The following is a 17,939-nucleotide window of genomic DNA, read 5'->3' on the forward strand; positions in this document are numbered from 1 at the left end:
CGCATACGTAATACCATTAGGCTTGATCGATGCAAAATTTGAATTATTTAAACTGCCTAGAGGCAAGGCTTTCACAATTCAAATTTAAAATCTCAAATGGTATAAACTGTACCAATTTAGATTCTCCTTAAAAAAGAAGAGTTCTAATCTCTAAAGCTGTACATTGCGTAAACTTGACTCCTTTGAAACTGTTTGGCTTTTTGCACAGCCGTTTCAGCATCGGAGATTATCCAATTTGCTCATCAAACTGTATATCTAGCCTGTGTTGAATCCGAGCGTTTTCAAAGCGATACAGAAACTCCTCTGTAGATAACTGATATTTACCTACAAATTCCTAGATTCATTTTCCGTTCGCTGGATATTATTTTTAAGCGATTCTCATACCCAGTCGCCGCGCGATCGCAATCTAGCGCAGCACGATCCTCGATTATCTAGTCTGGGTAATTGCAGATAATCTTGACAGCCCAATTAATTTGTTTTGGAATAATTAATGATATGTAAGGTGAGCGTTGCCCACCCTACACCTTACTGTTTAAGCGCTAAAGTATTTAGCTGCGGGGTGATAGGCGATAATCGCAGTCGTAGATTGTTCAGGATAGAGTTGTTCGCTTTCATCCATGTGGAGATTGATGCGATCGCTTCCTAGTAACTCCAGCAATTTATATTGATCCTGAATATTCGGACAAGCCGGATATCCAAAACTGTACCGAGAACCTTGATAACGCTGCGCCAGAACATCCCGAATCTTATCCGGTTCTGATGCACCCAAGCCTAACTCCCGGCGGATTCGGGCGTGAAGCCACTCCGCCACAGCCTCCGCCGTTTGTACCGCCAAGCCGTGGAAATACAAATAATCGCTGTATTGATTATTTGAAAACAACTTTTGCGCGAACTCCGTCGCAATATCCCCCACCGTCACCGCCTGCATCGCAAACACATCAACGTGTCCCGACTCCACAGGTGCAAAGAAATCAGAAATACACAGACGACGCATGGACTTCTGACGAGGGAAATTGAACGTCGCAACAACATTCTTCTCCCTCTCTTCTTTCGCATCTTTACGATTCATAAATTCCGGATCGTACAAATGCAAAGAATTTCCTTTAGCCTGACACGGAAAATACCCGTAAACAACTTGCGGATATAGCAAATTCTCCTCTACAACCCGCTGTTTCCACTCCTTCAAAATTGGGTAAACCTTTTCCTCTAAAAACTGATTGTACTCCTCGCGAGACTGTTCCTGCGGCTTGCGGAATTGCCACTGTCCAGCAATCAAAGCCTGCAAATCCAGATACTCAAATACCTCCTCTAATGGAATATCTTCAGACTGTAATAGTTTCGTACCCCAGAAAGGCGGAACCGGACGCTCAATTTCAATTGCCACAGCCTCAGAACGCCGCGTATCTACTTGTACGGGTTGAGCTTCTTGAGTGCTATTTTCTAATGGCACACGAGACGCCTCCTGTACAATAGGCGCATGACCATTTTCCTCAACTTCATCCAAAAATCCCTGCAAATCATCCCAATTTCCAGAAGATTTTGCAGGCATTAATTTATCCATAAAATGCAGATCTGAAAAAGCATCTTTGCCGTAAATCACCTTACCCTTGTAAGTGTTTTGGCAATCTTCATGGACAAATTTAGGAGTTAGCGCTGCACCCCCTAAAATGACTGGAACCGTAATTCCTTTTTGATTGAAAACCTCCAAGTTTTCTTTCATAAAAGCGGTTGACTTCACCAGCAAGCCGCTCATCGCAATACAATCAGCTTTGTGTTGCTCAAAAGCATCAACGATATTATCAACGGGCTGTTTGATGCCAATATTAACTACCTTGTAACCGTTATTTGACAGGATGATATCCACCAAGTTTTTACCGATGTCGTGGACATCTCCTTTGACGGTAGCAATTACTACAGTTCCTTTGGCATTATTTCCAGCATCTTTCTTTTCCATGAATGGCTCTAGATATGCCACGGCTGCTTTCATGGTTTCCGCCGATTGCAATACGAAAGGCAACTGCATTTGTCCGGAACCAAACAACTCCCCTACTACCTTCATGCCATCTAGCAAGAAGGTGTTAATGATATGCAGAGGCGCATATTTCTCTAAAGCTTTGGTCAGTTGTTCCTCTAAGCCGATGCGTTCGCCGTCGATAATGTGACGCTTTAGACGTTCTTCTACAGGGAGATTTTCATCACCAGAGCGATCGCGTTTCGTCGTTTTCCCTTCAAATAGCGTTGTCAATTCTCCCAGCGGATCGTAGGTGCAGATGTCTCCATCAAATTGCCGCTCATCGTAGATTAACTTGCGGCAGACTTCTTGATGCTCTGGCTCAATTTTCGCTAGGGGCAGAATTTTATTAGCACTGACAATTGCCGCATCCATCCCCACCGCCATCGCTTCGTGCAGAAACATGGAATTCAGGACGACTCGCGCCGCTGGGTTTAAACCGAAGGAAACGTTAGAAACCCCCAAGATAACGTGGCAACCGGGGAGTTCTTCTCGAATGCGGCGGATGGATTCAATGGTCGCTTTTCCATTCGCTCGGTCTTCTTCGATACCCGTAGAAATCGGCAGGGCGAGGGTGTCAAAAAATATTTCGTGGGCGGGAATGCCATATTCGACAGCGGCACGATAGGCACGTTGCGCGATCGCAAACTTTTTCTCAGCCGTCCGTGCCATCCCCTCCTCATCAATCGTCCCAATTACAACGCCTGCACCGTACTTCTTCGCCAACTCCAACACCTTGAAGAAGCGCTCCTCTCCATCTTCATAGTTAGTCGAATTCAGCAGGCACTTGCCTCCGGAAACCTTTAAACCCGCCTCCATCTTTTCCCATTCTGTGGAGTCGAGCATCAAGGGTATTGTGACATTTGTTACTAGCCGTGACACCAATTCATGCATATCCCGAACGCCATCGCGCCCGACATAATCCACGTTGACATCGAGGATGTGCGCGCCTTCCCGCACCTGCGACTTTGCTAAAGACACTAACCCATCCCAATCTTCTCTATTCAGCAAGTCGCGGCACTTCTTAGAACCACTCGCATTCAACCGCTCGCCCACAATCAGGAATGAATTATCCTGCTCGTAAGGCTGGGCGCTGTAAATTGACGCTGCCGCAGGCTCATAACTAAAGTGGCGCTCTTTTGGCTTCAGAGTTTTGCCAATTTCTGCTAATTGTTGAATATGCTCAGGGCGCGTGCCGCAACAGCCGCCAATTATCTGCACGCCCCAATCTTCTACAAAGTGCATCAGCGCCATCCGCAATTCCATCGGCGTCAGCTTATAGTGAGCATGACCGCCAATGTTTTCGGGTAAGCCAGCGTTAGGAACGCAGGAAACCACAAACGGGGAGTGCTGGCAAAGATACTTGATATGCTCAGCCATCCGATCTGGCCCCGTGGCACAGTTCAGTCCGAGAATATCAATCGGGTAACGTTCCAAAATCGTCACTACGGCGCTAATCTCAGAACCAACTAGCATCGTACCCATGACTTCCATCGTCACCGACACCATCAACGGGCGTCGTTCCCCCTTACGCTGAAAGACTTCCTCAACCGCATTCAGTGCTGCCTTGATTTGCAGCACATCCTGACAAGTCTCGACAAGAAATAAATCGACGCCGCCGTCGTAAAGCGCCTCAGCTTGCTCTTCAAAGGAAGCTTGCAGTGTGTCAAAGTCAATATGTCCCAGCGTTGGCAGCTTGGTCGTTGGCCCTATCGAACCCGCTACAAACCGGGGTTTCTCTGGGGTCGAAAATTCCGCCGCCACGCGCTTCGCCAGTTCCGCCGCCTTCTTATTTAAATAGTAGGCTTGATCCGCCAGGTCGTACTCTGCAAGCACAATCGAGGCACCGCCAAAAGTATCTGTTTCAATCACATCGGCACCGACTGCCAAAAAGTCCCGATGCACCTTCTCTACCGCTTCTGGTTTGGTGTGTACCAGATACTCGTTACAACCTTCGTATTCTGGCCCTCCAAAATCAGCGGCGGTGAGGTTTTGGGTTTGGAGGTTAGTTCCCATTGCGCCATCGAAGACGATGACAGGACGTTCAGGACTGTGGAGGCGAGTCAAGAAGGGGCTGGTCATAGATGGCGGCGTCTTTAGAATAGGTAGTTGCGTTAGGCTTTGAACGATCAGCTTAATCTATTTTGCAGACTTTCTCGTTTTCGGAAGTAACTAAAACTATGAAAGTGCAAGACTGTAACGACGTCTTTTGTTCCATAGCAGTCATTTCCTCAAGAAGTCAGAATCTATTTTAACCGAGATTAGTAGTTTAATTGAGCAAAGCTAAGCCATCAGTCTGAAACCTGCTTTGCATTTATTTAAGGCAAGACTTAGACAAAATTTGCAAAATCCCGGCTCCGAGGAAGGGGAGAGATCGCGTCTTCCAGTCAGGTTGAAGAAAGCCTGAGTAGACTTTTATAAAGAATTGATGAAGAAAGCGATCGCTCCTGATTAAACTGCTTTTTTTATTAGTAAAAACAAGAGTTTTTATGAAAATTAAATTATGCTAACTTTGCATCTGGAAGGGGGTTTCCTGTCGTTATTTACCCTAACAATCGTTTTCCCCCTAAATCCCTGTTTTCAAGGAAGATTTTTCCGGTTCTCCTCAAGTTATCGGGGAATTAGGGGAATCTTAGGTCTGGCAACTTATTTAGGCGATCGCTACTTGCCCCTCGCTCTCCCTATCCTGTGTTTTATACTAAGCATGAATACTTACCTACATTGAAGGAAGCAGCTAACGCTTGCCAGTGTAGTTAAACTGAGATAACAACGCAGCAAAAGCGCCCCAATGTAGCCTATGTCTCCTGTTACTTTTGACCGCACTCCCTGTGTTTTACTTGTCGAAACCGACGAAATTCTTGTCCAACGTGTCAGCATGGATTTGCGAGAGGCTGGGTATACGACTGTGGTTGCACCAGACACCACCAGTGGTTTTCATCAAGCTTGCGAACTTCAGCCAGCTTTAGTCGTCGTAGATCGAGTGCTAACAGGGGATTCAGGATTGAAGTTGTGCAACCAGCTGAGGAATGCAGGTTCTCGCGTGCCAGTACTGCTGTTGATGGCTCGCGATACGGTAGAAGATCGGGTTGCGTGTCTAAATTCGGGTGCCGATGACTACTTCCTCAAACCCTATCGCACCGATGCCTTTTTGCAACTGGTGCGCCTCTACTTACAGCCGGAAGCGGGTGCTAGCGAACAGTTACGGTTTGGCGAACTGGTTTTAGACTTGTCTACTCGCAGAGCGATGCGGAATGGGCGAGTAATTGACCTGACAATGAAGGAATTCGAACTTCTAAAATATATGATGTCGCATCCCCGTGAGGTTTTAACCCGCGAACAGATTCTAGAAAATGTTTGGGGATACGACTTTATGGGAGAGTCGAATGTGATTGAGGTGTATATCCGTTATTTGCGTCTCAAAATCGAAGAAGAGGGCGAGAAGCGCCTGATTCAGACAGTGCGAGGTGTCGGATATGTTTTGCGAGAAGCTTAGGTTTTGAGTTTTGGGCGTAAATATCTGCGTAAATATCAAGGATTAAGGATGAATTTGGACTGGAGAGAGCAGCGCTTAGGCACATCTGCTAAAAGCGATCGCAATGTGAAAAAGCAGGCAAGTTTAGTCGTCATGATGCTGGCAGTTTTGCTGATGGGATGTTCGGCATCGGTGCCATCAACCTCCTCTCAGAGTGGGGAACCCGCGCAACCATTGCAGCAGGCGTCGCCAGTATCAGCACCGACATCAGCACCGACGACCCCTGCACAACAAGCGCACTCATCACCGGAAGCATCACCCGCACAGAATAAGAGGGGTCAAACTTTGCCAATTTCAGCCAAGGCAACGATGGCAGGTCAGGTGATTCAGCTAGAAGTAGCGCGGACTCCCCAACAACAGCAAATGGGGTTAATGTACAGAACATCTTTGGCGGACGATCGCGGGATGCTCTTTCTTTTCAATCCACCGCAACCGATCAATTTCTGGATGAAGAATACCCTCATCCCGCTGGATATGGTTTTTATGCTGGATGGAGTGGTGAAAGAAATCGTTGCCGATGTCCCTCCCTGTAAAACCAGTCTTTGCCCCACCTATGGTCCCAATACGCCCGTTAACCAGGTGATTGAACTCCGGGGAGGACGCGCTGCGGAACTCGGTTTGAAGGCAGGCGATCGCGTGACCATTCAGTAACTCAATACTAAGACAGACCGACTTTCTGGCTGTCTTTTATAGTCCTTATCGAAACGATTTAAAAATTTACTCGTTCTTTTAACCTATTTGTCGCAAAAATAAGCTACTCTTTCCCAAGAGAGAGTTTAAGACTGCAAATTTCAATTATTGTTACGCTTAAACCTAGATTCTCGCTTCCAGAGACATGGTTCTTCCAAGAATGAGAGTGCTTTGCCTGGAATTTGGTGTGAGGTGAGAGGCATAGACGCTCTAGGCAAGCAAATCTCTCCTAATACAGAGGGATTTCAGTGAATTGCTAAAGAAAATATTAAGCAAAGTTCACTAGCAACAGTCGGCTAAGATTTCAGAAAAAAGGGGAGTGAGCCTAAGTTTTTAGTCTTATTCTCTAGGTCAGCCCGGAAGGGATGCCTAAAGTCCTGAATCTAGTATGAGCATTCTTCTGTTAATACCCATACCGGCTGCCGTAATTGTCACACCAGGCTGGTGATCTGAAACACTAGCGTTACAGTGAGTAGCGGCAAAATAGTATAAAAGGAGTCGAGTAAAGGTGGACAGATAAAATACTGACTACCGTTACTCAACAAACCAAGGTTTAAATTACAAAATAGATTCAACAAAGGGGGTAAAAGCCATCATGGCACCTACGAATTTTTCTCGATTTCTCCGTTTTCTTCAAGAAGATTTAGCAATATCTAAGGCATCGATTGCGATCGCTTTGCGGCGTCGGGAACAAGATCCCGGCCCATTGCCAATGATCTTATGGCAATACGGTTTAGTAACGCTGGAACAGTTAGATCAAATCTATGACTGGTTGGAAACTGCATAAGGCTTGATGATTCGGCGAGGAGCAAGAAAGTCATGTCAGAGCAATTGGGCGTCGGTACTTTCCCGACCCATCCGCGAAGACTTAAGAAATGTTCTCAATTACAATTTACTCCACCAAAAAGAGCGGGTCAAATATTTGACCCGCTCTTTTTGGTTGTTAGTTTTTAAAAGTTAGTTTTCCCTATAATCTGCCTTTATAAATGCTGCTTGGCAATGAGCGATCACTTTATTATCATCCCAATTAAACGAAGAACAAAAACGTGCTGAAAGATTAGCAGAACGCTTACCCCAGGTGGGGCTTAACCCTGATGAAGTGTAATTAGTCGTGAAAGCGATCGCACTTTCCAAAATTCTTAACTTGTGGATAGGTATCGGGATAGGTGAGTGCGATCGCTGTTTGTGAAATCAATGAACCTTTTCTAGAGAAATTTCTCGATAATCGCCTTCCAAGATGGCAAAACCTTTACATCTGTCAAGGCTAATTCTTTTAAAGCTGTTTCTGCTTGCTTGCGGTAAGTTCGGAACTTTGACTTAAGAAGTTCCTCTTGCTCAAGTTTTGCGCCATTTGCAAGTATGTGATTGATAGTAGCTAATATTGCAAGCGTAATACTCATAGCAACGCCTGCTGCTGCAATATTAACAACCCCTGTTGGTGGTAAAAATGATGTGACGAACAGGAAAAGACTCGTTCCCGCTGCTTCTGCTGCAAATGCAGGTAGTATGGCAAGAGCTGATTTTTGCGAAAGAATTTCACCAGTGTACAGATAGTACAAGGAAACAATTGCGGCAGCTTGTGTAGCTGTGATGTAGGCGGCAGAGCCTGGGATGAAAGCTTGACCAGCCACTGCAACTAAAGCCGCCGTTATGATACTTATCACATAAGGTTTTTTCTCACCCATGTGGCGGGCAAGTAGTAGATCCTTGCCCTTTGAACCTAAAAAATTTTCAATGTCCTCCCGAAGCCCGTACACACCACGAATATCTAGTGGAATGTCAGGACGAGTTCCGGGATCGTACCCAAAGGCGCACACTGGATAAATTTTTTCGATTTGAAGTGCCTCTTTCCACTGATTAATAACCTTTTCTAAAGCCGAGGGGTCTAGCCGATCCCACTCGTCGATTTTATTCAGCACTACAAATACAGAGTCACAGTGCGATCGCAGGTCATCTAAGTATCTTTTCTGAGAGGCATCTGAAGCACCAGTTACAACGAGTATACCTACATCAATATGTTTTAAAAATTCTCGTGTAATCTCACTATTCTCTGCACGGACATCATCAAGTCCTGGTGAATCTATTAATCTAACTCGTTCATCTAGGCGCAATATTTTTAGTTTGGTAGTTACACCAGCCTCAGCGCCCACATTAGCTATAGCCTTTTTACGACTTAGCTTTAGCAGTGCATTGATTAATGAGCTTTTGCCTGAACTAACCTTGCCGATGACAGCTATATTCAAAGTTTTAGAGAAATCTTGGACTTTCTCCTCGAATTGAGTTTCTACATTTTCCCAAAAGTCTCTCTCATCCCAACTATCAGATGCTGCGTTGACCATTTGAAATTCTCTGGATAACTATAGCTATTATGTAAGCGGTCTAATTTTGAACCTCTCAGCGAATCTACTGAAATTCTAAAAGTTGAGGCTGAGTGGTGCGATCGCTCTCATGCCCCAAACCTCACCGAAACGCGATCGCTCTGTAGCCACTTCACAGCGTGATGCAAAACATCAAGTTTTTGAAACCTTCCAGCCCTAACCAGAGCTTGGTGGTAATATTGTCAATCAAGCTAGGGGTGCCTGGATTCACAGGCTGAGATTACACCCTTAGAACCTGAGTCCGGCTAATACCGGCGGAGGGAAGCTGTTAATTGAGGAATTCAATATGCGGACTGAATGGATCGCTAAGCGGCGTGGACAGAGCAATGTCTCTCAAATGCACTACGCCCGTCAGGGTGTGATTACTGAAGAAATGCAGTATGTAGCACAGCGGGAAAATCTCCCAGTTGAGCTGATTCGGGATGAAGTGGCGCGGGGACGAATGATTATCCCCGCCAACATCAATCACACCAACCTAGAACCGATGGCGATTGGCATCGCCTCGAAGTGTAAGGTGAACGCCAATATCGGCGCTTCTCCCAACTCTTCCAATCTGGATGAAGAAGTCGATAAGCTGAAGCTGGCTGTAAAGTATGGCGCTGATACCGTCATGGACTTGTCCACCGGCGGCGGCAACCTGGATCAAATTCGCACGGCAATTATCAACGCCTCGCCGGTTCCCATTGGCACCGTGCCAGTTTACCAAGCCTTAGAAAGCGTCCACGGCACGATTGAAAACCTCACTGCTGATGACTTTCTCCACATCATTGAGAAACACGCCCAGCAGGGAGTAGATTATCAAACTATTCACGCCGGGATATTAATTGAGCATTTGCCTTTAGTGCGCGATCGCATTACCGGGATTGTTTCGCGTGGTGGCGGCATTCTGGCACGGTGGATGTTGCATCATCACAAGCAAAATCCGCTTTATACCCACTTCCAAGACATTATCGAAATTTTCAAAAAATACGATGTCTCCTTCAGTCTGGGAGATTCCCTGCGTCCCGGCTGTCAGCACGACGCCTCAGATGCTGCTCAATTAGCCGAACTCAAAACGTTAGGAAAATTGACTCGCAAAGCCTGGGAACATGACGTGCAGGTAATGGTGGAAGGGCCAGGACACGTCCCAATGGATCAAATCGAGTTTAATGTCAAAAAGCAGATGGAAGAGTGTTCGGAAGCACCCTTCTACGTGCTAGGGCCATTGGTAACAGACATTGCCCCCGGTTATGACCACATCACCTCCGCGATTGGCGCAGCAATGGCTGGTTGGTACGGTACCGCGATGCTGTGCTATGTGACACCCAAGGAACACTTGGGACTGCCGGATGCTGAAGACGTGCGGAATGGCTTAATCGCCTACAAGATTGCGGCTCATGCTGCCGATATCGCGCGGCATCGTCCAGGGGCAAGGGACAGAGATGACGAACTCTCTAAAGCCCGTTACAATTTCGACTGGAACCGCCAGTTTGAATTGTCCCTCGACCCCGAACGCGCTAAAGAATATCACGACGAAACCCTGCCAGCAGATATATACAAAACTGCTGAATTCTGCTCAATGTGCGGTCCGAAGTTCTGCCCGATGCAGACAAAAGTGGATGCCGATGCTTTGACAGAACTAGAGAAGTTTTTGGCGAAAGAACCAGTAACCCAAAGCTAGTTCTTTTAAACGCAAAGTAACGCAGAGCATAATTACTTTGCGTTACTTTGCGAAAACCTTTGCTTCCTTTGCGTTGAAAAACCTTATCTGAGTTGACGCGATCGCTCCTGAATCTCTGGAATCGAGAATACTGCCTGAAATTTTAGCCCAACTGACTGATAAAACTCCGCTCCCCCCTGCTGCCTGTCTACTAGCGAAATCACTTCATCAACGCTGTATCCGGCATCTCGCAGCCGCTCAACGGCTTTCATGGCAGATTGCCCTGTCGTGACAACATCTTCCAAAACGACCACTTTCGCACCCGCCGAGAGAATGGGGCCTTCTATATAAGCTTGTGTGCCGTGTCCCTTTGCTTCTTTGCGAATAATTAGCGCCGGTAACGGTCGATTTTCATAAGCAGAAACTACACTCACCGCCGTCACAATCGGATCGGCACCCAGCGTCAATCCAGCCACTGCCTGGGTATTCATCGGCAGCAACGATAACAAAATTCGACCTGTTGCCAAAGCTCCTTGGGGATGCAGTGTGACTGGCTTGCCATTAATGTAGTAAGAACTGCGCTGTCCCGAAGACAGCACAAAATCTCCCTCCTTATAAGCCACATGGCAAAATAAATCTAGCAGTTGCTGGCGTAGCGTTGTGAGATCGGCAGTAGCATAAGAGCCAGTTAAATCAGTCTGGGATTGGATTTCGTAGGTCATCACTAGGAGAGAAAAAGAGTAGAGCGATTACAATTTGACCAACAATCATCCTAAACTTAAACTGAAGAATAGTATTCAGCCAAAGTTGAGGGACGAGATGGGAATGCGCTTGACTAATTTCATGAGTGTATTGGTTCTCAGTGCCGCTACGACTGTCATTGCCTCTAGCGCGATCGCTCAGCCTACACTCTCTAACTCCCAGTCAGGAACTTTTAACTCGATTCCAGACTTGTTTAATCGAGCTATCAGTGAAACCTCTGGAGACTTTTTCGGCAACCAATCTTACCGACGAGATCTGAATTTCATCATTGGCCCTAGCTTTCCAGAAAACGAAATCGAGCGAGACACTAAGACAGTAGATAACCTTTACCGGGAGCTACTCTGGCAGCAAACTTCCAGTGACTTTATTATTCGCACTCCCGATCTCCCGAATCCTTTCAACTCATCAATTCTGCAAAGCCCAGCTATCAATGTAAACGTTACTGGTACTGGTAGACCCGTAACAGGCAGCGAGTTCGTGTTTGAGAATCCCCCACAGCCCTAAATCTGAAAAAGAAGAAAAGACAAACAATTTTTGCTTGTCTTTCTTCCTTCTACTTTTTTTAAAGTTCGCAGAGCGAGATTTAAACAAGGTACTAGGGCTTGTTTTTTATAGACTCTATTTTTTGAACTGAAATAGAGGTTACAACTTACTTTGTTCAGTTGCTTTCCAGCATTTGATAACCTTTGGTTTCTCAGAGGTTTTGCTGAAATTTCTGAGCAAATTAAATTACCAAGATACTTAAATTAATTAGGTTCTTGATGAGCGCGAGCCGCTAGTAAACTGCATTTATCCTGAGCGGATTGCACTTCCCCATAGAGCAATTCTAGGGAATTTACTCAAAGAATACCGAATTTATAGGAATGCGCCCTACCGGAATCGAACCAGTCTGAAGGCGAATTATGAGTTCGCTGCCTCCCCAATCGGCCAAGGGCGCGTGATTGATTTCGTTGCCAAGATTGCTGGCTGGATTGTTATTTTATACAATTATGCACGCTAAGTCCACTCGAAAGCGGATGCGTAGTATGATTCCTGATAATAAATTATAAGCGCTGTTTTCTAAAATAGAGATAAATTAGCAGCGTGACATTAACCAATTCGCTATCATAGGTTCCACTGCTGTCAGTCGTAAGCTATGTATAGCAGTTGATCGGTGTCGCGGCAATTTTTGTAGCTTGAGCAACCAATGAAACTAAATTCAACTGTCGCACTTACGTTAATTTTGCTTGCTATGATGTTAGGCGCTGGCTTTGTAAGTGCGATGTGGGGGTTTACTGTAGGTCATGAAGCCCTTAAAGGAGTAACGCAGCCGGATGTGCGCCCTACCAATAAATTAGCTGGGACTAAGCGGGCAACTCCTGGTAAAGAAGGAGTAGCAATTTTGCGCGAGGTTGATATCCTGGCAAGTGTCAAAGCACAAATGAGCGGCAAGGCTAAACCTGTTATTAAGCCTGAACAGAAGGAAGCGGAAACCACAAGCGACAGCAAGCCTAACACTCCTGAGGAAACCTCTGAGCAGGACAGTAAACAGCAAAATTTCCCGATTACCAGTCAGGATAAGGGCGTGAAGCTGGAGATAGGCTCAGCGCGTCAGCAAGGAGGTTCTTTGTTGCTGAATGTGAGCCTGAAGAATGAAGGAGGGAATGCTGTACGGTTTCTGTATAGCTTCTTAAATGTAACGGACGACCAAGGTCGAGCTTTAAGTGCTGTGACTGAAGGGCTGCCAGGAGAATTGCCACCGAATGGGCAAAGCTTTTCGGGGACGGTGAGTATTCCCACGGCTTTACTGGAAGACGCTAAGCAGCTTTCATTGACTCTGACAGATTATCCAGATCAAAAACTCCAGCTGAAAATGTCTGGAATTCCAGTGGTGAAGTAGGCGTTAGGTGTTAAGTGGTCGGTAATAGGAGCTGTCTCTGTATGATGACCGTACAGGGGGTAGAGGATTCTACCCACTACTTATTACCGACGACCGATTACCGACAATTCGTTGCCCATTACCCAATACCCAATACCCTGGTTACGGATGGATACCCCCGTGTTGGCGATCTTGACGGTGAATGCTTTTCCTAGGCTCACCGCGCAAGACGTTTTGCTGCGATTATTATCGGTGCTACTACTGATTGCGATTAATGGTTTTTTTGTCATCGCTGAGTTTTCGATAGTTTCGGTGCGGAGATCGCGCATCAATCAACTAGTCGAAGCGGGCGATATTCAAGCAAAAACGGTTCAAAACTTGCAAGGCAGCATCGATCGGCTGCTTTCTACTACTCAACTGGGGATTACTCTGTCTAGTTTGGCTCTCGGCTGGATTGGTGAGAGTACAATGGCAATCCTCGTGTCTGCTTCAATCGCGCACTTACCCTTATCTTGGGAGGTCAAAGCAGCGATCGCTCATTCCCTTTCGGTGCCAGTTGCTTTCTTCCTGATTGCCTATCTACAAATTGTTTTGGGTGAACTATCCCCGAAATCAGTGGCACTGCTTTACTCAGAACAGATGGCAAGGTTTTTGGGACTGCCAATCAGAGCGATCGCCCGCTTTTTCAACCCGTTCATCTGGATTCTCAACCAATCGACACGCTTACTCTTGCGGCTGGTAGGCATTCAGTACACCGGACAAGGCTGGTATACGCGCGTTACTCCCGAAGAATTGCAAATGATTATCACCACAGAGCGCGAATCTACGGGACTGGAAGCTGAAGAACGAGAGTTGCTCAACAACGTGTTTGAGTTTGGTGAGGTGTTGGCGGAAGAAGTCATGGTTCCCCGCACCAGCATTGCCTCTATTCCCTGTGAAGCCACTTTTCAAATCTTTCTAGATGAAATTACTACCACGGGTCACTCCCGCTATCCCGTCACAGGAGAATCCCTTGACGATATTCGCGGCATTATTTACTTCAAAGAGTTAGCTGAACCTCTAGCCAAAGGCGAACTAACTTTAGATACACCAATTCAGCCTTGGATTCGACCCGCTCGATTTGTGCCGGAAGGACAGCCTTTAAGCGAACTTTTGCCGATGATGCAGCGAAGTCACCTGGCAATGGCGATCGTTGTGGATGAATTTGGCGGCACCGCGGGGTTAGTAACAATTGAGGATTTGATTGCTGAAATTATCGGCTACGAGCCAAAAGCTGAGGATAAAGAAGAGTTAGCTGTGCAAATTTTGGATGAGCAAACTTTTCTGGTACAAGCACAGATGAATTTGGAAGAAGTCAACGAATTTCTCGATCTCAACTTGCCCTTGATTGATAAATACCAAACCTTGGGCGGCTTCGTGCTTTACCACTATCAGAGAATTCCTACCCAAGGTGAAACCTTGCGCTTTGACAACCTTGAGCTGACTATCGTTTCCGCCGAGGGTCCTCGCCTGCACCAAATTCGCATTCACCGACGAGAGGCGACAGTTGCTAGCAATGAAACTAACGGGTCTGATGTCTCAAATATGTCAGATTCAGATGGCTCAGATTCAAATGTCTCAGATGCCAAGGTTGCAGCGGATGACACCAAGAAATCAGAAATAACGAATCAGGAATCAGGATTCAGCAGAAATTTTGAATGATCGCGTTTAGATTTTCACTTGCCTCTCGTTAACGGCAGGAATATCCCCAACTTTAGTGACTCTTCGCTGCATAAAGAAGGGGATCTTGTAATCCTAGCTCAGCAAAAGCAGCTAGACGCAACTGGCAGGAATCACAGACGCCACAAGCCACTTCGCTCCCGGTATAGCAAGACCAAGTTTGCTCCCAAGGAACGCCTAGCCGATTCCCCATCTGAATGATTTCCGTTTTTTTCAGGTCTATCAGGGGCGTCATGATGCTAATTGGCTGTCCCTCTCGTCCCTGTTTTGTTCCAAGTCGAAAGACTTCCTGCATTGCCTGGATATAATCAGGACGACAATCGGGATAGCCGGAATAATCTAAAGCATTAACGCCAATATAAACCCGCTGGGCATTGATGGTTTCTGCATAAGCGAGGGCAAAGCTCAAAAAGATGGTATTTCGGGCGGGGACATAGGTCACGGGGATACTTTGATCCATTTCATCAAGCGATCGCCCTTCTGGTACGTTAATGGCACTGTCTGTGAGCGCAGAACCGCCCCAGCGACGCAAATCAAACGCCACTACCTGATGTTCTCGTATACCAGCGAGGCGAGCGATCGCTGTCGCAGACTCTAACTCTCGCTGGTGTCGCTGCTGGTAATCGAATGAGATGGCATAACACTCACAGCCATCAACCTTTGCCTGATATAGTACCGTCGAAGAATCTAACCCCCCAGACAACAAAACAACCGCTTTCACTTCCTAGCCCCCTCATCCCCAGTTTTTACTTGTGCCAACTTTCAGATGTTTCCCACCATCACGTCTTGATAATTGACTGCTCACTGGCTACTAAATTCCTCAGCCCTCAGTCCTCAACTCTCAGTCCTCAGCCCTCAGCCCTCAGCCCTCAGTCCTCACCAAATGGACGGGAGAGAAAGTGACACATTTACCAGTTACTAATTTACAAACCTCAACAAAATGGAAGATAAGATAAATCTCACGAATTTGAGAAAGTTAGACACAGCTTTGAAATTCTTCACAAAAGAAGGCACTATGATACCATCTGGATCGTCTCAGGCGACTAAACGTTGCCAATTGATTTAATCCTAGTGGTGGAGGAGCATACAGGAGTGCAAGATAGCATGCCAGCAAGACAGCCAGACGCTCATCAGCAGCGTAACCAGCCGCAACCGATCCGCGTTGGCGTGATTGGGGTCGGTAATATGGGACAGCATCACACCCGCGTTCTGAGTCTGCTTAAAGATGTGGAACTGGTTGGTGTATCAGATATTAATGTTGAGCGGGGTTTGGATACTGCGAGTAAGTATCGCGCTCGCTTTTTTGAAAACTATCATGACTTAATCCCCTATGTAGACGCTGTCTGCATTGCCGTTCCGACAAGGCTGCATCATGAGGTTGGCATGACTTGCCTGCAAGCAGGGATTCATGTCTTGATTGAAAAGCCAATTGCCGCCAGTATTGCCGAGGCTGAATCCCTCGTCAATGCCGCAGCCGAATCGCACTCGATTCTCCAAGTAGGACATATTGAGCGGTTTAACCCGGCTTTTCAAGAACTCAGCAAAGTTCTGAAAACAGAAGAATTGCTTGCCCTAGAGGCTCATCGCATGAGTCCTTACTCGCAACGGGCTAACGATGTCTCTGTCGTCTTGGATCTGATGATTCATGATATTGACCTATTGCTAGAACTATCTGCTGCGCCGGTAGTCAAATTGACCGCCAGTGGTAGTCGTGCCTCAGATTCCGGCTATTTAGATTACGTGACTGCTACCCTAGGCTTTGCCAACGGAATTGTCGCCACGCTAACAGCCAGTAAGGTGACACACCGCAAAATTCGTCGCATTGCTGCCCATTGTAAAAATTCTCTAACTGAGGCAGATTTTCTCAACAATGAAATTCTGATTCACCGGCAAACGACTGCCAATTATATGACAGATTATGGTCAGGTGCTTTACCGACAGGATGGGTTAATTGAGAAAGTCTACACCAGTAATATTGAGCCGCTTCACGCGGAATTAGAGCATTTTGTTAACTGCGTGCGTGGTGGGAATCAACCCTCTGTAGGCGGCGAACAGGCGCTTAAAGCTTTGCGTCTGGCGAGTTTGATCGATCAGATGGCTCTCGATGGTCAGGTTTGGCAGCAACCAGACTGGGATTGTCGGTGTCTGAGTTCTCCGGCTGTAGCTGTTTCCTTCTAAAGAATTAAAAATTAAAAATTAAAAATGGAAGGTGTGTTGTAGAAGTAGCGATAATTAGCTTGAAAACCTTTGTTTCACAAGGGTTCTACTACTAATTAACACTATGTTTTACCACTACCAAAGTAAAAATTCCGCAATTTTTAATTTTTAATTTTGCATTTTTAATTGACTGAGCGATCGCCCAATTTCTTCATTAACCAGCTGATTTCCTTGAGGGCTGAGATGGATATGATCTCGGTAGAGGTTTTCTGGCTGCTCTTTTGAGTTGAAAATGGGTAGAAAATCTATGTAGGCAATGTGCTGGTTTTGGGTTAAGTCGATGAGGCGCACTCGCGCTTTTAGTTCATAATCACGGGAACCCAGTTCGCCCAATTCCCTCTTTAGGGGTGTCATTGCAAGCAAGAAGCGGGCACCTTTTTGCTCTGCGATTGTCTGGATTTCTTGAATAGCTTTTAAATTAAAGCCAACGCGATCGCCTGATTCCGCGTTCACTGCTTTCATCTCTGGTACTGGCGGTGGCTTTAACAAATAGCGGCTGAATGCCTCTACAAGCGCTAGGGGCGGCTTTTGCTTGGGGTAATTGCGATCGCGCCCCACCGGGATTGAAGTTGGCGCAGTCCCGAACAGATCGTCAGTATTAATCAGCAACACGACTACCTGAGCATCGAACGTACCAAACTGCTTTAAGTACGCTAATTCATTGCGCGGACACCAAGAGTTCGCTGAAGCGTTGAGAACTTCTATTTGCTTAAACGTTTTACCATCAATAGAGGATTGCAACTGTTGAGTCATCATGGCTGAAAGCGTCTCAGCCTGATCTGTCCACCAGCCACCATTCGCAATGGAATCTCCCAACAGCAGCACCCGCAGCGTAGATTCAGGGCGAGTTTCCGTGATTTTTGGGCTTCGCATTGAATACTGATTAATTTCTATCAGATTGCCAAACCTGCGAGTCCGCTGATTTGGCGCTAATAAATATCCAATCTGTTCATCGGCAATATAAATCAAGGGATTTCCAAAGCCAAATAGCAGCCGCAATCCCACCTCTACCGCCAGTACCAACCCTACAACAACCGCCAAAACAATCAGCACAATTTTCACGGATAATCCCCTATGTACATAGATCGTGACCCGATCTAGCTTAAATCTTGCAGCACTTCAGTTTTGCAGTC

Annotated in this window: 14 protein-coding genes, 1 tRNA gene and 1 riboswitch; of the genes, 9 read left to right on the forward strand and 6 right to left on the reverse strand. The window is 46.3% G+C overall.

The window, feature by feature from the left end; translation table 11 throughout:
* Positions 1 to 532: 532 nt before the first annotated feature.
* Positions 533 to 4,093 carry a methionine synthase gene (gene metH, locus H6F52_RS01970; RefSeq protein WP_190531593.1) on the reverse strand — a complete coding sequence of 1,187 codons (3,561 nt, stop codon included), beginning with the start codon at positions 4,091 to 4,093 and terminating at the stop codon, positions 533 to 535.
* A gap of 715 nt (positions 4,094 to 4,808) precedes the next feature.
* Here metH and nblR point away from each other — a divergent pair.
* The 3 genes from nblR to H6F52_RS01985 all read left to right on the forward strand — a co-directional run bounded on the left by nblR (position 4,809) and on the right by H6F52_RS01985 (position 7,020).
* A complete protein-coding gene (gene nblR, locus H6F52_RS01975; protein ID WP_190411932.1) occupies positions 4,809 to 5,504 on the forward strand; it encodes a response regulator transcription factor NblR in 696 nt (231 codons plus the stop codon).
* A 153-nt stretch (positions 5,505 to 5,657) separates the two neighbouring features.
* The gene (locus H6F52_RS01980) at positions 5,658 to 6,194 is read left to right on the forward strand and encodes a DUF192 domain-containing protein (protein ID WP_190531620.1); all 537 of its coding nucleotides are present in this window, start codon (positions 5,658 to 5,660) and stop codon (positions 6,192 to 6,194) included.
* A gap of 634 nt (positions 6,195 to 6,828) precedes the next feature.
* Positions 6,829 to 7,020: a DUF2949 domain-containing protein gene (locus tag H6F52_RS01985; RefSeq protein WP_190411931.1), complete on the forward strand. Its 192-nt coding sequence runs from the start codon at positions 6,829 to 6,831 to the stop codon at positions 7,018 to 7,020.
* 418 nt (positions 7,021 to 7,438) lie between these two features.
* On the opposite strand, the gene H6F52_RS01990 is transcribed toward H6F52_RS01985, so the two are convergent.
* Complete coding sequence (locus tag H6F52_RS01990) at positions 7,439 to 8,572, reverse strand: GTPase (protein ID WP_190531595.1); 1,134 nt, start codon at positions 8,570 to 8,572, stop codon at positions 7,439 to 7,441.
* Between the two features lie 222 nt (positions 8,573 to 8,794).
* A riboswitch (TPP riboswitch) is annotated at positions 8,795 to 8,891 on the forward strand.
* Between the two features lie 6 nt (positions 8,892 to 8,897).
* Between H6F52_RS01990 and thiC the strand changes: the two genes are divergently transcribed.
* Positions 8,898 to 10,271, forward strand: a complete 1,374-nt coding sequence (thiC, locus tag H6F52_RS01995; protein ID WP_190411929.1) for a phosphomethylpyrimidine synthase — start codon at positions 8,898 to 8,900, stop codon at positions 10,269 to 10,271.
* A gap of 83 nt (positions 10,272 to 10,354) precedes the next feature.
* Here the strand turns inward: thiC and pyrE are convergent, their stop codons facing one another.
* Positions 10,355 to 10,972: an orotate phosphoribosyltransferase gene (gene pyrE, locus H6F52_RS02000; protein ID WP_190531597.1), complete on the reverse strand. Its 618-nt coding sequence runs from the start codon at positions 10,970 to 10,972 to the stop codon at positions 10,355 to 10,357.
* Between the two features lie 103 nt (positions 10,973 to 11,075).
* On the opposite strand from pyrE, the gene H6F52_RS02005 reads away from it, so the two are divergent.
* A complete protein-coding gene (locus H6F52_RS02005) occupies positions 11,076 to 11,516 on the forward strand; it encodes a hypothetical protein (protein ID WP_190433184.1) in 441 nt (146 codons plus the stop codon).
* Between the two features lie 360 nt (positions 11,517 to 11,876).
* On the opposite strand, the gene H6F52_RS02010 is transcribed toward H6F52_RS02005, so the two are convergent.
* Positions 11,877 to 11,949 (reverse strand) — tRNA-Met (locus tag H6F52_RS02010).
* 249 nt (positions 11,950 to 12,198) lie between these two features.
* Here H6F52_RS02010 and H6F52_RS02015 point away from each other — a divergent pair.
* The 3 genes from H6F52_RS02015 to H6F52_RS02025 are packed head-to-tail and all read left to right on the forward strand — an operon-like array spanning position 12,199 to position 14,571.
* The gene (locus H6F52_RS02015; protein ID WP_190411926.1) at positions 12,199 to 12,891 is read left to right on the forward strand and encodes a hypothetical protein; all 693 of its coding nucleotides are present in this window, start codon (positions 12,199 to 12,201) and stop codon (positions 12,889 to 12,891) included.
* A gap of 41 nt (positions 12,892 to 12,932) precedes the next feature.
* On the forward strand, positions 12,933 to 13,085 hold the full coding sequence (locus tag H6F52_RS02020) for a hypothetical protein (protein WP_190430177.1): 153 nt from the start codon (positions 12,933 to 12,935) through the stop codon (positions 13,083 to 13,085).
* The gene (locus H6F52_RS02025; RefSeq protein WP_190411925.1) at positions 13,039 to 14,571 is read left to right on the forward strand and encodes a hemolysin family protein; all 1,533 of its coding nucleotides are present in this window, start codon (positions 13,039 to 13,041) and stop codon (positions 14,569 to 14,571) included. Before H6F52_RS02020 ends, H6F52_RS02025 begins: the two co-directional genes overlap by 47 nt.
* Positions 14,572 to 14,623: 52 nt before the next feature.
* On the opposite strand, the gene queC is transcribed toward H6F52_RS02025, so the two are convergent.
* Positions 14,624 to 15,310, reverse strand: a complete 687-nt coding sequence (gene queC, locus H6F52_RS02030) for a 7-cyano-7-deazaguanine synthase QueC (RefSeq protein ID WP_190531599.1) — start codon at positions 15,308 to 15,310, stop codon at positions 14,624 to 14,626.
* A 383-nt stretch (positions 15,311 to 15,693) separates the two neighbouring features.
* Between queC and H6F52_RS02035 the strand changes: the two genes are divergently transcribed.
* Complete coding sequence (locus H6F52_RS02035) at positions 15,694 to 16,767, forward strand: Gfo/Idh/MocA family oxidoreductase (protein WP_190411946.1); 1,074 nt, start codon at positions 15,694 to 15,696, stop codon at positions 16,765 to 16,767.
* 147 nt (positions 16,768 to 16,914) lie between these two features.
* On the opposite strand, the gene H6F52_RS02040 is transcribed toward H6F52_RS02035, so the two are convergent.
* Positions 16,915 to 17,868: a GDSL-type esterase/lipase family protein gene (locus tag H6F52_RS02040; protein WP_190531601.1), complete on the reverse strand. Its 954-nt coding sequence runs from the start codon at positions 17,866 to 17,868 to the stop codon at positions 16,915 to 16,917.
* Positions 17,869 to 17,939 lie beyond the last annotated feature (71 nt).

It is taken from the genome of Coleofasciculus sp. FACHB-542 (genome assembly GCF_014695825.1).
Taxonomy (GTDB): Bacteria; Cyanobacteriota; Cyanobacteriia; order Cyanobacteriales; family FACHB-T130; genus FACHB-T130.

What these genes read in the sequence shown, in the direction of transcription:
- metH (WP_190531593.1), bottom strand. Translation starts at nt 4,093, where the DNA reads ATGACCAGCCCCTTCTTGACTCGCCTCCACAGTCCTGAACGTCCTGTC.
- nblR (WP_190411932.1), top strand. Translation starts at nt 4,809, where the DNA reads ATGTCTCCTGTTACTTTTGACCGCACTCCCTGTGTTTTACTTGTCGAA.
- H6F52_RS01980 (WP_190531620.1), top strand. Translation starts at nt 5,658, where the DNA reads ATGGGATGTTCGGCATCGGTGCCATCAACCTCCTCTCAGAGTGGGGAA.
- H6F52_RS01985 (WP_190411931.1), top strand. Translation starts at nt 6,829, where the DNA reads ATGGCACCTACGAATTTTTCTCGATTTCTCCGTTTTCTTCAAGAAGAT.
- H6F52_RS01990 (WP_190531595.1), bottom strand. Translation starts at nt 8,572, where the DNA reads ATGGTCAACGCAGCATCTGATAGTTGGGATGAGAGAGACTTTTGGGAA.
- thiC (WP_190411929.1), top strand. Translation starts at nt 8,898, where the DNA reads ATGCGGACTGAATGGATCGCTAAGCGGCGTGGACAGAGCAATGTCTCT.
- pyrE (WP_190531597.1), bottom strand. Translation starts at nt 10,972, where the DNA reads ATGACCTACGAAATCCAATCCCAGACTGATTTAACTGGCTCTTATGCT.
- H6F52_RS02005 (WP_190433184.1), top strand. Translation starts at nt 11,076, where the DNA reads ATGCGCTTGACTAATTTCATGAGTGTATTGGTTCTCAGTGCCGCTACG.
- H6F52_RS02015 (WP_190411926.1), top strand. Translation starts at nt 12,199, where the DNA reads ATGAAACTAAATTCAACTGTCGCACTTACGTTAATTTTGCTTGCTATG.
- H6F52_RS02020 (WP_190430177.1), top strand. Translation starts at nt 12,933, where the DNA reads ATGATGACCGTACAGGGGGTAGAGGATTCTACCCACTACTTATTACCG.
- H6F52_RS02025 (WP_190411925.1), top strand. Translation starts at nt 13,039, where the DNA reads ATGGATACCCCCGTGTTGGCGATCTTGACGGTGAATGCTTTTCCTAGG.
- H6F52_RS02035 (WP_190411946.1), top strand. Translation starts at nt 15,694, where the DNA reads ATGCCAGCAAGACAGCCAGACGCTCATCAGCAGCGTAACCAGCCGCAA.